Source organism: Kitasatospora sp. NPDC029312, from assembly GCF_055569215.1.
Genome location: NZ_JBVHXY010000034.1, coordinates 55,652 through 69,275, shown reverse-complemented (window position 1 = coordinate 69,275; position 13,624 = coordinate 55,652). Strand labels below are relative to the sequence as shown.

Here is a 13,624-nt window from a genome sequence, read left to right as displayed (position 1 = left end):
GGAGGCGGGCGCTGGTGGGCCGAACGGGGTCGGGGCACGGGGCCGGCCGACCGACAGGTAACAGCCGACAGCTGACAGATAACAGATTTCGAAATCTGTCATCTGTTATCTGTCAGCTGTTCCTCGCCGGCTGACGGACGCCGCCCGTCAGCCGACGCCCTCGGCCGTCAGCCCCGCTGCGCCCTCGCCACCGGGATCCAGAGCTCCGCCTCGGCATCGCCCGCCCCCTCGACGAGGCGGGTCTGCAGGATCTCCGGGCCGGGCCGGGCCTCGTACGGGTTGGACGGGAACCACTGGCTGGCCACGTCCGCCCACATCTGCTGCAGCGCCTGCGGGAAGGTGCCCTTGTTGGTGAACACCGCCCACGTGCCGGCCGGGACGGGCAGGACCTCCAGGTCCTCCGGGACCTCCGCATCCTCGCGCGCCACCACCGCGTGCCAGTAGTCGAGTTCGGACCCCTCCTCGCGGTTGGGCGAGAAGCCGTCGGTCACCGAGACGATGCCGACCGGGTCGTCTCCGGTCAGCGCCGTGATCCGCGCGACGGTCTCCGCGCCGAGCCCCTTGATGAACTCGGCGATGTGCGGGTTGACGCCCAGGTAGATCAGAGGCACCCGCGCCTTCCGGCCGACGACCCGGAACTCCGGCTTCTCGACGATTCGGTATTCCATACTGCTGCTTCCCTCCACGATGAGTCGGAAGGACATCCGGGGCTGGGAGGTGAGCACCGCACCGTCACGCCGGGCCTCCCCCGGCCCGACCCCGTGCATGGTCCGGAACGCCCGGGCGAACGCCTCGCCCGAGGTGTAGCCGTACCGGACCGCGACGTCGAGCAACGTCCGTTCGCCGTCGAGCACTTCGGCCCCGGCGACGGTCAGCCGCCGACGCCGGACGTACTCCGACAGCGGCATCCCGGCGAGCATCGAGAACAGTCGCCGGAAGTGGTACTCCGACGTCATCGCGATCCGCGCCAGTTCGGCCACGTCGATCTCACGGTCCAGGTTCCGGTCGATCCGTTCCATCGCCCGGTTGAGGTGCTCCAGCACTCCGCCCCCGTCCTTCCCTTACTGATCACCACCGTAGGAGGACCCCACTTTGCCGCACCCGACAATCGGTGCCCGCTGCGGTCGGGTGCCGATTGCCGGGTGGTCGGCGGAAAGGCCGGGAAGGGCGGGGAGGAGGGAGGGCAGGGGGGGTCAGACCAGGCCCTGGGCCAGCATCGCGTCGGCGACCAGCTCGAAGCCCGCGATGTTCGCGCCCACCACGTAGTCGCCCGGGTGCCCGTACCGCTCGGCGGTCGTGAAGCAGGAGTCGTGGATGTGCTTCATGATCCCGGCCAGCCGCTCCTCGGTGTGCTGGAACGTCCAGGAGTCGCGTGCGGCGTTCTGCTGCATCTCCAGCGCGCTGGTGGCGACGCCGCCCGCGTTCGCCGCCTTGCCCGGACCGAAGGCCACCCGGGCCTCCTGGAACACCCGGACCGCCTCAGGGGTGGTCGGCATGTTCGCGCCCTCGGCGACCGCCAGGACCCCGTTGCGCACCAGGGCGAGCGCGTCCGCCTCGGTCAGCTCGTTCTGGGTGGCGCAGGGCAGCGCGACGTCGCACGGCACGCTCCACACGCCGGGTCCCTCGACGAACCCCACGTGGCTGCCGCGCAGTTGGGCGTAGTCGGAGACCCGGCCGCGGCGGACCTCCTTGACCTCTTTGAGCAGGTCAAGGTCGATGCCCTTCTCGTCCACCACGTAGCCGGAGGAGTCGGAGCAGGTCAGCACCGTCGCGCCGAGCTGCTGCGCCTTCTCGATCGCGTAGAGGGCGACGTTGCCGGAGCCGGAGACGACCACCCGGCGTCCGTCCAGGCTGTCGCCCCGGCTGCGCAGCATCTCGGCGGTGAACAGCACGCAGCCGTAGCCGGTGGCCTCCGTCCGGACCTGTGCGCCGCCCCAGCCGAGGCCCTTGCCGGTGAGCACGCCGGCCTCGTAGCGGTTGGTGATCCGCTTGTACTGACCGAACAGGTAGCCGATCTCTCGGCCGCCGACGCCGATGTCACCGGCCGGGACGTCGGTGTGCTCGCCGAGGTGGCGATGCAGTTCGGTCATGAAGGACTGACAGAACCGCATGATCTCGGCGTCCGAACGGCCCTTGGGGTCGAAGTCGGAGCCGCCCTTGCCCCCGCCGATCGCCAGGCCGGTGAGCGCGTTCTTGAAGATCTGCTCGAAGCCGAGGAACTTGACGATGCCGAGGTTGACCGAGGGGTGGAAGCGCAGCCCGCCCTTGTACGGGCCGAGGGCGCTGCTGAACTCCACCCGGAAGCCGCGGTTCACGTGGATGTCGCCGGAGTCGTCGGTCCACGGCACCCGGAACATCAGCTGCCGCTCGGGCTCGCAGATCCGCTCGATGATCCGCGCGTCGAGGAGTTCGGGACGGTCGGCGAGCACCGGGGCCAGGGTCTCCAACACCTCGTGGACGGCCTGGTGGAACTCGCTCTCCCCCTTGTTGCGGCGGACCACGTCCGCGTAGAGGGCCTCGACCACGCGCTGTTCGGCGTCGAACCGGGGCTGGGAGGCGGGGCCGGAGGTGGTGGTGGCACGGCTCGTGGGCATCTGATCAGGACCTTCCGTGGTCGTCGGTGGTCGTGCGCAAGGCGCTCCCGTGCCCAGGGAACGGAAGGAAGTCTCGCAGTGTCCACAGCTCGGGTCCATCCCTTCCACATGTTGGACTGCCGGACGGGAACAGGCGGGGCGGGCGAGGCGTTGTCCGCCTCCGTAGCCGGGTCTGGCCTCGCGTCAGTCAGTTGTTCAAATTGGAACAACCGAGTACGGTCGACTTCCGATCCAACCGGATCCAGCGGGATCCATCGAGATCCGGAGCGATCCGACCCGTTCCACCACCCGATCGACGGAGGCCCCGTCCATGCCTCAGCCCGGCCCTGCCACCGTGCGCTCGCGCGTGCACGTCCCGCTGACCTTCCCCGACGGCTACCGCACCGAGGCGGAGGTCTTCACCTTCCACGGCCTCACCGACGGCGCGGAGCACCTGGCGCTCGCGCTCGGCACCGTTCCGACGGGCGGGACCCCGCTCGTGCGGCTGCACTCCGAGTGCCTGACCGGCGACGTCTTCGGCTCTGACCGCTGCGACTGCGGGCCACAACTGCGCGAGTCGGTGGAGCGGATCAGCGAAGCCGGCGGCTACCTGCTCTACCTGCGCCAGGAGGGCCGGGGCATCGGCCTGTACAACAAGCTCGATGCTTACGCCCTGCAGGACTCCGGGATGGACACCTACGACGCCAACACGGCGCTGGGCCTGCCCGAGGACGGCAGGGACTACACCGCGGCGGCCCAGATGCTCGGCACCCTCGGCGCCACCGGCATCGACCTGCTGAGCAACAACCCGGACAAAGCCACCCAGCTGACCGGCCTGGGCATCGCCGTCCGGCGGCGGGTGCCGACCGGCGTCCACCTGTCGGCGAGCAACGTCCGCTACCTGACGGCCAAGGTGGAGCGGACGGGGCACTCGATCGAGCTGTCCCGGCTGGTCGGCTGACGGACCGTGGGCCCGCAGGCACCCGGGCGCGCCCTACCCGACCAGGGCGCGCCGCGGGTGTCGCGGTGGACAAGGCGGGAACGTGCAGTTCCCAGTGGACGGCGTCGACCAGCTCGGCTGCTGTCGGCTGGCGGAGCGGGCGAGCCGTGCGAGCAGGAAGCGCTGAGGCGGCCGACCTGGGCGCTCCCACCGGCGCCGATAGGCGCCGATCGTACGAACCGCACGCATGGCGCCAACTGGCCGATGTCCTCTGATCGCCTGTGCGGAGTTGCGCCAGGACTTCATCGTCCGTCGACACTCACAGTCACGTCAAGGGGTCTCTGACTGCCATTGTGGCAACTTTCAGTAACACTCCGTGATCTTCGCTCAGAGCGGCCAGTCGATCGAGGCCCCAGGCGCCGTCATCCCGGCCCGGACGGTCAGCCCTCGACCGGGCGCCCCTCGGGCTCCTCGACGATCCGGCGGGCGATCTCGACCGGCCGCACCGGGCGCCCGAAGTGCCAGCCCTGCGCCCAGTCGCAGCCCATCGTGCGCAGCCGTTCGGCGTCCTTGCGGGTCTCCACGCCCTCGGCGGTGACGGTCAGCCCGAGCGTGTGCGCCATCGACACCAGGCCGCTGACGATCCGCCACCCGGTGGCACCGTCCTTGGCCGGGTCGTGCAGGTCACCGACGAAGGATCCGGCGATCTTCAATCCGGACACCGGCAGATCGCGGAGGTACGCGAGGTTGGACCAGCCGGTGCCGAAGTCGTCCACGGCCAGCGAGACGCCTAGGTCGACCAGCCCGTGCAGGGTGCGCAGCGCCTCGTCCTCGGGGCCGACCACGGTGGATTCGGTGATCTCCAGTTGCAGCCGGGACGGGTCCAGCCCGGTGCTGTCGAGGATCCGGCCGAGGTCGGTGACCAGCGCGGCGCTGCGCGCCTGCCGTACCGCGAGGTTGACGTTCAGCTGGGGCGCGGCGTCGCCGTACCGCTTGATCCAGTCGGCGGCCTGGCCGCAGGCCTGCTCCAGCACCCAGCGGCCGAGCGGCATGATCAGCCCGGTCTCCTCGGCGGTGGTGACGAACTCGTCCGGGCCGAGCACGCCCAGCTGCGGGTGGCGCCAGCGCACCAGCGCCTCGACGGCGGCCATCCGACCGTCGGCGAGCTTGTACAGCGGCTGGTAGTCGATGAAGAACTCGCCGCGGTCGAGGGCGGCCGGCATCCGGACCGACACCGCGTAGCGGCTGACCGCGCGGGCGTTCTCCTTGGGGTCGAACAGTGTCCAGCGGCCGCGGCCGGCCTCCTTGGCCCGGTAGAGCGTGAGGTCGGCGGCCCGGACAGCCGCGCCGGGGGTGGTGGTGGACACCCGTCGTTCCAGCACGCCGACGCTGGCGCCGACGGCGAGCTTGTGGTCGCCGATCAGCACCGGACCTGCCAGCGCCTTGAGCACGGTTTTGGCGGCGGCCACCGCCTCCTGCTCGCCGCGGCAGTTCTCCAGGAGGACGACGAATTCGTCGCCGCCGAGCCGGGCCACCAGGTGGCCGAGCGGGGTGAGGGCGGCCTTCAGCCGGGTGGCGACCTCCGACAGCAGTTGGTCGCCCATGTCGTGGCCGAGGCTGTCGTTGACCACCTTGAAGCCGTCAAGGTCGACGTAGCAGAGGCCGAAACGGGCGCCCGGCTCCGGGTCCTCGAACAGCTTCTCCAGCCGCTCGAAGAAGGCGGCGCGGTTGGGCAGGCCGGTCAGCGGGTCGTGGGTGGCCTGGTGGCGCAGCCGCTCCTGGAGCCGGTAGCGGTCGGTGATGTCCTCCAGCATTGCGACCTGGTACTGCGGCACGCCGTCGTCGTCGCGGATCAGCGAGACCGTCAGGTGGGTCCAGACCACCTCGCCGTCCTGGCGGTAGTACGGCTTGTCGAACTGGAAGTACTCCCGCTTGCCGCTGATCAGGTCCTCGTAGGCCTCCCAGACGCCCGGGGCGTCCTCGGGGTGGACGAGGTCGCCGACCCGCACGCCGACCATGTCGGCCGGTCCGGCGCCGAACAGTTCTTGCAGGGCCTTGTTGACGGCGAGGATCTTGCCGTCGGTGTCGCCGATGCCGATGCCGATCGCGGCGCTCTCGAACAGGGCGCGGAACCGGGCCTCGGAGGCGCGCAGGGCGCGCTCCGCCTCCTTTCGGGCGACATCGGCGGCGGTGCGGATGGCCTCCTGCTCGCGCAGGGTGCGCTCGCGCAGGGCGTTGGCCCAGCCGGCCGCGAAGGCGCCGGTCAGCGCGGGGCCGCGATCGTCGGCGACCGGCTGGGCGTGGAGCAGTTCGACCGCGCGGGCCAGCAGGAGCGGGTCGGTGAAGTGGGCGTCGACCAGTTCGGCGCCGGCCTGGGCGGCCAGCCGGGGTTCGAAGGGTTCGTCCTGCTGGGCGCGGTGGAGCAGCGCGGCGGTGCGCGCGACGACGCGGCCGAGCAGGCCGGGGTGGACGGCGATGCCGTGGTCGGCGGAGAGCAGCCGCGACCAGTCCTCGTGGAACCGCTCGGCGCTGCCGCTGGCCGGGGTGGGCCCGCTCATCCGGCCGCCCCGGTGCCACGGGCCGGCACTCCCGCGTGAGCCCTCCTGCGGAGGTGGGCTCTCGCGCCGGTCGCGCTCCCGCTGCGTCCGCTCAAGAGCGGAACCCCACGCCCGCCATCCCGGCGATCCGCTCGGGGTGCTCGCCGACGGTGTGCGGCTGGTCCGGGCGCCACTGCGGCAGCGGGACGACGCCGGGCTCGACCAGCTCGAAGCCGGCGAACATCGCGGTGACCTGCTCGCGGGTGCGCATGGTCAGCGGGGTCGGTGTCATCCGGTACAGCTTCTGGTGGTCTTCGGCCTGGTCCGGGCGGGCTTCCAGGGAGGCGTGCGAGAGGACCAGCGCGCTGCCGGCGGGGAGCACGTCGCGGATCACCCGGATCAGCTTCCACGGGTCCTCGTCGTCGGTGACGAAGTGGGCGACGGCCACCAGCAGCACGGCCACCGGCTCGCCGGCGGACAGCAGTTCGGTGACCTCGGGCTGGCCCAGCAGGTCCTCGACGTCGCGCAGGTCGGCCCGGACGACGGCGCTGGCCGGGTCGTCCTGCATCAGCAGCCGGCTGTGCGCGACGGCGACCGGATCGCGGTCCACGTAGACGACCCGCGCCTCGGGCCGGATCGCGCGGGCGATCTCGTGCACCGCGCCGAAGGTGGGGATGCCCGAGCCGATGTCCAGGAAGCGGGTGACGCCCTGCTCGGCGAGGAAGGTCACCGCGCGGCGCAGGAAGGCCCGGTTGGAGCGCATGATCTGGGGCAGTTCGGGCCACAGGGCGATCGCCTTGCGGGCCATCTCCCGGTCGACCTCGAAGTTGTGCGAGCCCCCGAGGTAGTAGTCGTAGACCCGTGCGGCGTTCGGTTTGTCCAGGTCCGTGCCCTCCGGTACCCAGCTCGGTCGCCGCATGCCTGTGACTCCTTCACTCCGGTTCCAGGGGTGCAGCGTCCGGGGATGCTGCCGTGACTGATGAGACTACAAGCACGGAAGATCCTCCCCCGCACCTCGAACGGGTGCAAGCGGAGTGTGCCCTTCCCGTGGGGCTGGGAGGCCGGGTCCGTGCGGAAGGTCGGGAGGGCCGGGCCCCTGCGGGGCTAGGGTGGGGCGCGTGGACCCCAACCACTACCGTTTCCGGGGCGTGTGGCGCCTCCCGGCGCCGGCGTCGGCGGTGTACGCGGCGCTGGAGGACGTGCAGGGCTACCCGCTGTGGTGGCCGGAGATCCGCGAGGTCCGGCGGGTGGATGAGGACTCCGGGGACGTGGTGGTGCGCGCGCTGCTGCCGTACCGGCTGGTGATCCGCCTGGTGGCGACCCGGCGGGTCCCGGACGCCGGGGTGCTGGAGGTGGCGATGCGGGGCGACCTCGACGGGTGGTCGCGGTTCACGGTCACACCGGACGGGCCGGGCGGGGCGGGGTGCCGGGTGCTGTTCGAGGAGGACGCCCGACCCGGCAAGCTCCTGCTGCGGCGCCTCGCCCTGCCGCTGCACCCGCTGTTCCGGGCCAACCACGCGGTGATGATGCGGCGGGGGCGACGGGGTCTCGCGGCGTACTTGGACGCCGACGGCGGACGGCGTGAGGCGGCTCCGGGAGCGACGGGGGCAGCGGGGGCGACGAACAGATGACAGATAACAACTTTCAACGAACAGATAACAACTTTCGAAACCTGTCAGCTGTTCGCTGTTCGTCCGGCGTCACCCCCTCCACCCCCACCCCCACCCCAGCCTCCGCCGTCTTCGCCTTCGACACCCCCTTCGACCGCACCGGCACCGGCAGCAGCAAGTGGGCCCGGGCCGAAGCACCCGGGGTGATCCCGATGGGTCTGGCCGACATGGACCTGCCCGGCCCGCCCGCCGTCGCCGAAGCGCTGGAACGGCGGGCCCGCCACCGCGCGTACGGCTACACAGTCTGCGACCCGGCCGGTCGGGCGCTGGTCGCGGACTGGTACCGCGCCCGGCACGGCGCCGCTGTGGACCCGGACTGGGTCCTGCTGCTGCCCTGCGGCCCCCGAACCGCCCTCCGCCTGCTGTTGGACACCCTGCGCCCGCAGGCTCCCGTCGTCTCCCCCACCCCCGAGTGGGGCGGCTTCGCCCAGCTCTGCCGCGCGGCGGGGATCGACCACCGCGAGCTGCCGCTGCCCGTCGGCCCGGGGGGCTACCGCCTGCCCGACGCCCCGTTGCCCCGCCCCACCGCCGCCCTCCTGCTGAGCAATCCGCACAATCCCTCCGGCCGGGTCTGGTCCGCCGCCGAACTGCGCGCCCTCACCGAGCGGGCCGCCGAGGCGGACGCGCTGCTGGTCTCGGACGAGGTGCACGGCGACCTCACCCACCCCAGGCACGCCCACCCCGTCGCCGTCACCACCGTCGACCCGGCCCTCCGCGACCGAGTCGTCACTCTGAACTCCGTCGGCAAGACCTTCAACTGCTCCGGCGTTCCGAGCAGTTTCGCCCTCGTCCCCGATCCCGCCCTGCGCGTCCGGCTCACCGACACGATGGCCGGCTACGGCCTCTGGGAGGGCGGGCTGCTGGAGCAGACCGTTCAGCAGGCCGCGCTGCGCGAGGGCGGCCCCTGGCTGGACGCCCTGCTCGCCCACCTCGCCGCCGCCCGCGCCCGGCTCACCGAGCGCCTCGGCGCGGCCGTCCGCTCGACGCCGCAGGCCTCCTACCTGCTCTGGCTGGACGCCGCCGCCCTCGGCCTGCCGCCCGCCACCGCCCGCCGGGCGCTGCTGGAGCGCTGCGGACTGGAGGCCTCCGATGGCGCCGACTTCGGCCCGGGCGGCGCGGGCGCGCTGCGGCTGAACTACGCCCTGCCGGGCCCGGTGCTGGACACCGTCCTGGCCCGGCTGGACCGCCTGTGACCCGGGCATGTGCCCGTGCCGGGAGCGCCCCTCACGCCCCGGCCACGACCCGCCCACGACCCCCGTATTCACCCGATCGCCGGGCCTCCCACCTGCGGAAACGAACATTCACGCGATATTCGCGGAGCGGCCCCGCATGCTCCGTAGCAGACTGGGCACAGTAGACCGGGCCGTAATCGTGACCCCGAGGATGGTAAGTCCGGTGATACCGACGTCCCGCACCAGTCCACCCGACTGGCAGAGCGCCCCACCGCCCCCGACGGGGGTGGCCCCACTGACCGAATCCGGGGCGCACAGCCACGTGTCGGGGGTCTGTTTCAAGATCGGACCACCCCGCCTGGTAGGCGTCGAGGTCGAGTGGTTCGTCCACGACGACCGATGTCCGAATCGACCCGTACGACCCGAACTACTCCGTGCCGCACTGGAGTCGCTGCCCCTCGGCGGCTCGGACGGTACCTCGCTCCCCTCCGGTTCGCGCCTCACGCTCGAACCCGGCGGACAGGTCGAGCTCAGCTCCCCGCCCGCCATCGGCCTCACCGCCTGCGTCGACGGCACCCGGCGCGATCTGGCCGCCCTGCGGGCCGCGTTCGCGGCGCAGGGCCTGCGCCTCACCGGCACCGGGACCGACCCGCTGGAACGCCCGCGCCGGATGGTGCTGGACCACCCCCGCTACCGCGCGATGGAGCGGTTCTTCGACTCGGCGGGCCCCTGGGGCCGGGTCATGATGACCGATACCGCGTCCGTACAGGTGTGCCTGGACGCCGGGGAGGCGGACGGCCCGCACGCGGTGGAGCGGCGCTGGCGGCTGGTCCACCGGCTGGGCCCGGTGCTGGTCGCCGCGTTCGCCAACTCCCCGCTGCTGGACGGCAGACCGACCGGCCACCGGTCCACCCGGCAGACCGTCTGGTCCCGGATGGACCCGACCCGCACCCTCGCGCCCGAGCCGGACCACGGTGACCCGCGCGAGGCCTGGGCCCGGTACGTGTTGGACGCCGAAGTCCTGTGCGTGCGACGGCCGGAGGGCATGCCGTGGACGGCCCCGCCCGGCCTGACCTTCCGCGACTGGATCCGCGGCGCGGGCGAACGACCGCCCACGCTCGCCGACTTGGAGTACCACTGCACGACGCTGTTCCCGCCGGTGCGCCCACGCGGCCATCTCGAACTGCGGATGGTCGACGCCCAGCCCGGGGACGGCTGGACGGTGGTCACCGCCCTGGTCACCGCGCTACTGGACGACCCGGTCGCCGCCGACACCGCGTTGGCCGCACTGGAGCCGCTGGACGCCCTCGACGGGCGGGCGGGCGCCGCCGACCGGCGCCCGCCGCGCAGCGAGGTCTGGCGCCGCGCCGCCACCCTGGCCGTCGCCGACCCCGAGCTGCGCCGCGCCGCCCTCGCCTGCTTCGCCGCCGCCGACGCCGCGCTGGGCCGCCTGCCCGGCGCCGGGCGGTTGCGCAGCGCCGTCGCCGAGTTCGCCGAGCGCTACCCCGCGCGCGGTCGCTGCCCGGCCGACGACCAGCTGGACGCCCTGCGCTCCGGCACCCGACGCACTCCGCCGGAGGAGGCACCATGACCGACGTCCGACCGCCCGCCGCCCCGGACACGGGCACCGAGGCGCTGCGCGAGAGCATCGCCGCCGAGTTGCTGGCCGCCCGGGCCCGGACCGCCGCGCTGACCGACTGCGTCGAGGATGCCGATCTCACCGCCCAGCACTCGCCGTTGATGTCGCCCCTGGTCTGGGACCTCGCGCACATCGGCAACCAGGAGGAACTCTGGCTGCTGCGCAACGTCGGCGGCCGCGATCCGATGCACCCCGAGATCGACCCGCTGTACGACGCCTTCCAGCACCCCCGCGCCGAGCGCCCCAGCCTGCCGCTGCTGCCGCCCTCCGAGGCCCGCGCCTACGCCCACGAGGTGCGCGGCCGGGTGCTGGACCTGCTGGCCGCCAGTCCGCTGGAGGGCGCGCCGCTGCTGGACGCCGGGTTCGCCTTCGGGATGATCGTCCAGCACGAGCAGCAGCACGACGAGACCATGCTGATCACCCATCAGCTGCGCAAGGGCGAGCCCGCGCTGGCCGCTCCCCCGCCGCCGCCCGCGCCCGCCGACGCGGCCACCCTGCCCGCCGAAGTCCTCATCCCCGCCGGGCCGTTCACCATGGGCACGGACACTGAGCCGTGGGCGCTGGACAACGAACGTCCGGCTCACACCGTCGACCTGCCGGCCTACTACCTGGACACCACCCCGGTCACCAACGCCGCCTACCAGCGCTTCATCGAGGACGGCGGCTACCACGACCCGCGCTGGTGGACCGATCAGGGCTGGGAGCACCGCCGCCGGGCCGAGCTGACCGCCCCGCTGTTCTGGCGGCGCGAGGACGGCCAGTGGCTGCGCCGACGCTTCGGCACCGTGGAGCCGGTCCCGCCGAACGAGCCGGTGCTGCACGTCAGTTGGTACGAGGCGGACGCGTACGCCCGCTGGGCCGGCCGACGGCTGCCGACCGAGGCCGAGTGGGAGAAGGCCGCCCGGCACGACCCGGCCACCGGCCGCTCGCGCCGCTACCCGTGGGGCGACGGGCCGCCCGGCCCCGAGCACGCCAACCTCGGCCAGCGCCACCTGCGCCCGGCCCCGGCGGGCGGCTACCCGCACGGTCAGTCCCCGTACGGAGTCCGGCAGTTGATGGGCGACGTGTGGGAGTGGACGGCCAGCGACTTCCGCCCCTATCCGGGATTCCGGGCCTGGCCGTACGAGGAGTACTCGAAGGTCTTCTTCGGGCCGGAGTACAAGGTGCTGCGCGGCGGTTGCTTCGCGGTGGCGCCGGTCGCCTGCCGGGGCACCTTCCGCAACTGGGACTACCCGGTCCGCCGGCAGATCTTCTCCGGCTTCCGCACCGCCCGCAGCCCGGAGGTCGACTGATGTGCCGTCATATCGCATACCTCGGTGAGCCGTTGGCGCCGCAGGAGCTGCTGGTGCACCCGCCGTACGCGCTGCACCGGCAGTCCTGGGCGCCGCGGATCCAGCAGTACGGCACGGTCAACGTCGACGGCTTCGGTCTCGGCTGGTACGCGGACGGCGACGAGCTGCCCGCGCGCTACCGTCGGGCCGGGCCGATCTGGGCGGATCCGGCCTTCGCCGACCTCGCCCGGGTGATCCGCACCCGGGCGCTGCTGGCGGCCGTCCGCTCCGCCACCGAGGGCTGCGCGGCGGGCGAGTCCGCGGCCGCGCCGTTCGCCGCCGAGCGCTGGCTGTTCAGCCACAACGGCGCGGTGGCCGGCTGGCCGGGCAAGCTGGACGCGCTCGCCGCCCTGCTCCCGCCGGCCGAGCTGCTGGAGCTGGAGGCGCGCACCGACTCCGCCCTGCTGTGGGCCCTCACCCTGCACAGGCTGCGCCGGGGCGCGGGCCTCGGCGAGGCGCTGGCGGGGACCGTGGCGGACGTCGCCGCGCACACCACCGGGCGGCTCAACCTGCTGCTCACCGACGGCACCGCGCTCGCCGCGACCACCTGGGGCGACGACCTCCACCACCGCACCCTGCCGGGGCTCGGCACGGTGGTGGCCTCCGAGCCGTACGACGACGACCCGGGCTGGATCTCGGTGCCGGACGGCTCGCTGCTGCTGGCCGACGCCCGCGGCGTCACCCTCCGGCAGCTGCCCACGCGCGGCTGATCCGGCGCTCTCCCTTCACCTTCTGAACAGAGGAACCACCCTGTCATGGACACATTCGGTCTCACCCGGCTGCTCCCCACCGACCACTTCAGCACCGCGCTGCGCCACGACGTGCAGCAGGGGCTGACTTCCCAGCCGAAGTGGTTGCCGCCCAAGTGGTTCTACGACGCCCGGGGCAGCGAGCTGTTCGAGGAGATCACCCGACTGCCCGAGTACTACCCGACCCGCGCCGAACGGGCGATCCTGACCGCTCGGGCCGGCGAGATCGCCACCGCCACCGGGGCCCGCACCCTGGTCGAGCTGGGCTCCGGCTCCTCCGAGAAGACCCGGCTGCTGCTGGACGCGCTGCGCTCGCTCGGCACCCTGGAGGCGTACGTCCCGGTGGATGTCAGCGAGAGCGCGCTGACCGCGGCCGGGGCCGCGCTCGCCGCCGAGTACCCCGGCCTCGCCGTGCACGGCGTGCTGGCCGACTTCACCGCCCGGCTCGACCTGCCCCGGGAGGGCGGCCCCCGCCTGGTCGCCTTCCTCGGCGGCACCATCGGCAACCTGCTGCCGCCGGAGCGGGCGGCCTTCCTGCGCGGCCTGCGCGCGGCCCTGGACCCGGGCGACTTCCTGCTGCTCGGCACCGACCTGGTCAAGGACCCGGCGGTGCTGGTCGCCGCCTACGACGACGCCGCCGGGGTGACCGGCGAGTTCAACCGCAACGTGCTCAACGTGCTCAACCGCGAACTCGGTGCGGACTTCGACCCGGACGCCTTCGAGCACGTCGCCCGCTGGGACGCCGAGCAGGAGTGGATCGAGATGCGGCTGCGCTCGCTGCGCTCGCAGACCGTGAAGATCCCGGCGCTGGACCTGCCGGTCAACTTCGACCGGGGCGAGGAGCTGCGCACCGAGGTGTCGGCCAAGTTCCGCCGGGAGCGGGTGGCCGGGGAGCTGTCGGCGGCCGGGCTGCGGCTGACCCACTGGTGGACGGACCCGCAGGGACGGTTCGGCCTGTCGCTCTCGGGGCCGGCCTGAGCGGGGGGCGAGCGACGGCGTGAACGGCGGGGTGA

11 protein-coding genes are annotated in these 13,624 nt (G+C 72.9%); 7 read left to right on the top strand and 4 right to left on the bottom strand.

Annotated elements, in window-relative coordinates; genetic code table 11:
- Positions 1-167: 167 nt before the first annotated feature.
- Positions 168-1,043, bottom strand: a complete 876-nt coding sequence (locus tag ACZ4WV_RS25440; protein ID WP_465750485.1) for an AraC family transcriptional regulator — start codon at positions 1,041-1,043, stop codon at positions 168-170.
- Between the two features lie 150 nt (positions 1,044-1,193).
- A complete protein-coding gene (gene gdhA / locus ACZ4WV_RS25435; protein WP_465750483.1) occupies positions 1,194-2,594 on the bottom strand; it encodes an NADP-specific glutamate dehydrogenase in 1,401 nt (466 codons plus the stop codon).
- A gap of 310 nt (positions 2,595-2,904) precedes the next feature.
- Here gdhA and ACZ4WV_RS25430 point away from each other — a divergent pair, with 310 nt between their 5' ends.
- Positions 2,905-3,534 (top strand): GTP cyclohydrolase II, encoded by a 630-nt coding sequence (locus ACZ4WV_RS25430; RefSeq protein ID WP_465750482.1) that lies wholly within the window; start codon positions 2,905-2,907, stop codon positions 3,532-3,534.
- A 419-nt stretch (positions 3,535-3,953) separates the two neighbouring features.
- Here the strand turns inward: ACZ4WV_RS25430 and ACZ4WV_RS25425 are convergent, their stop codons facing one another.
- Together ACZ4WV_RS25425 and ACZ4WV_RS25420 are read right to left on the bottom strand one after the other, a co-directional pair.
- Positions 3,954-6,071, bottom strand: a complete 2,118-nt coding sequence (locus ACZ4WV_RS25425) for a putative bifunctional diguanylate cyclase/phosphodiesterase (protein ID WP_465750480.1) — start codon at positions 6,069-6,071, stop codon at positions 3,954-3,956.
- A 91-nt stretch (positions 6,072-6,162) separates the two neighbouring features.
- Positions 6,163-6,969: an SAM-dependent methyltransferase gene (locus tag ACZ4WV_RS25420; protein ID WP_465750478.1), complete on the bottom strand. Its 807-nt coding sequence runs from the start codon at positions 6,967-6,969 to the stop codon at positions 6,163-6,165.
- Positions 6,970-7,168: 199 nt separating this feature from the next.
- On the opposite strand from ACZ4WV_RS25420, the gene ACZ4WV_RS25415 reads away from it, so the two are divergent.
- The 6 genes from ACZ4WV_RS25415 to egtD all read left to right on the top strand — a co-directional run bounded on the left by ACZ4WV_RS25415 (position 7,169) and on the right by egtD (position 13,589).
- The gene (locus ACZ4WV_RS25415; RefSeq protein ID WP_465750476.1) at positions 7,169-7,681 is read left to right on the top strand and encodes an SRPBCC family protein; all 513 of its coding nucleotides are present in this window, start codon (positions 7,169-7,171) and stop codon (positions 7,679-7,681) included.
- Positions 7,678-8,913: a MalY/PatB family protein gene (locus ACZ4WV_RS25410; RefSeq protein ID WP_465750475.1), complete on the top strand. Its 1,236-nt coding sequence runs from the start codon at positions 7,678-7,680 to the stop codon at positions 8,911-8,913. Before ACZ4WV_RS25415 ends, ACZ4WV_RS25410 begins: the two co-directional genes overlap by 4 nt.
- Positions 8,914-9,103: 190 nt before the next feature.
- On the top strand, positions 9,104-10,483 hold the full coding sequence (egtA, locus tag ACZ4WV_RS25405) for an ergothioneine biosynthesis glutamate--cysteine ligase EgtA (protein ID WP_465750473.1): 1,380 nt from the start codon (positions 9,104-9,106) through the stop codon (positions 10,481-10,483).
- On the top strand, positions 10,480-11,823 hold the full coding sequence (egtB, locus tag ACZ4WV_RS25400) for an ergothioneine biosynthesis protein EgtB (RefSeq protein ID WP_465750471.1): 1,344 nt from the start codon (positions 10,480-10,482) through the stop codon (positions 11,821-11,823). Before egtA ends, egtB begins: the two co-directional genes overlap by 4 nt.
- Complete coding sequence (egtC, locus tag ACZ4WV_RS25395; RefSeq protein ID WP_465750469.1) at positions 11,823-12,572, top strand: ergothioneine biosynthesis protein EgtC; 750 nt, start codon at positions 11,823-11,825, stop codon at positions 12,570-12,572. Before egtB ends, egtC begins: the two co-directional genes overlap by 1 nt.
- 45 nt (positions 12,573-12,617) lie before the next feature.
- The gene (gene egtD / locus ACZ4WV_RS25390) at positions 12,618-13,589 is read left to right on the top strand and encodes an L-histidine N(alpha)-methyltransferase (protein ID WP_465750467.1); all 972 of its coding nucleotides are present in this window, start codon (positions 12,618-12,620) and stop codon (positions 13,587-13,589) included.
- The last annotated feature ends 35 nt before the right edge of the window (positions 13,590-13,624 follow it).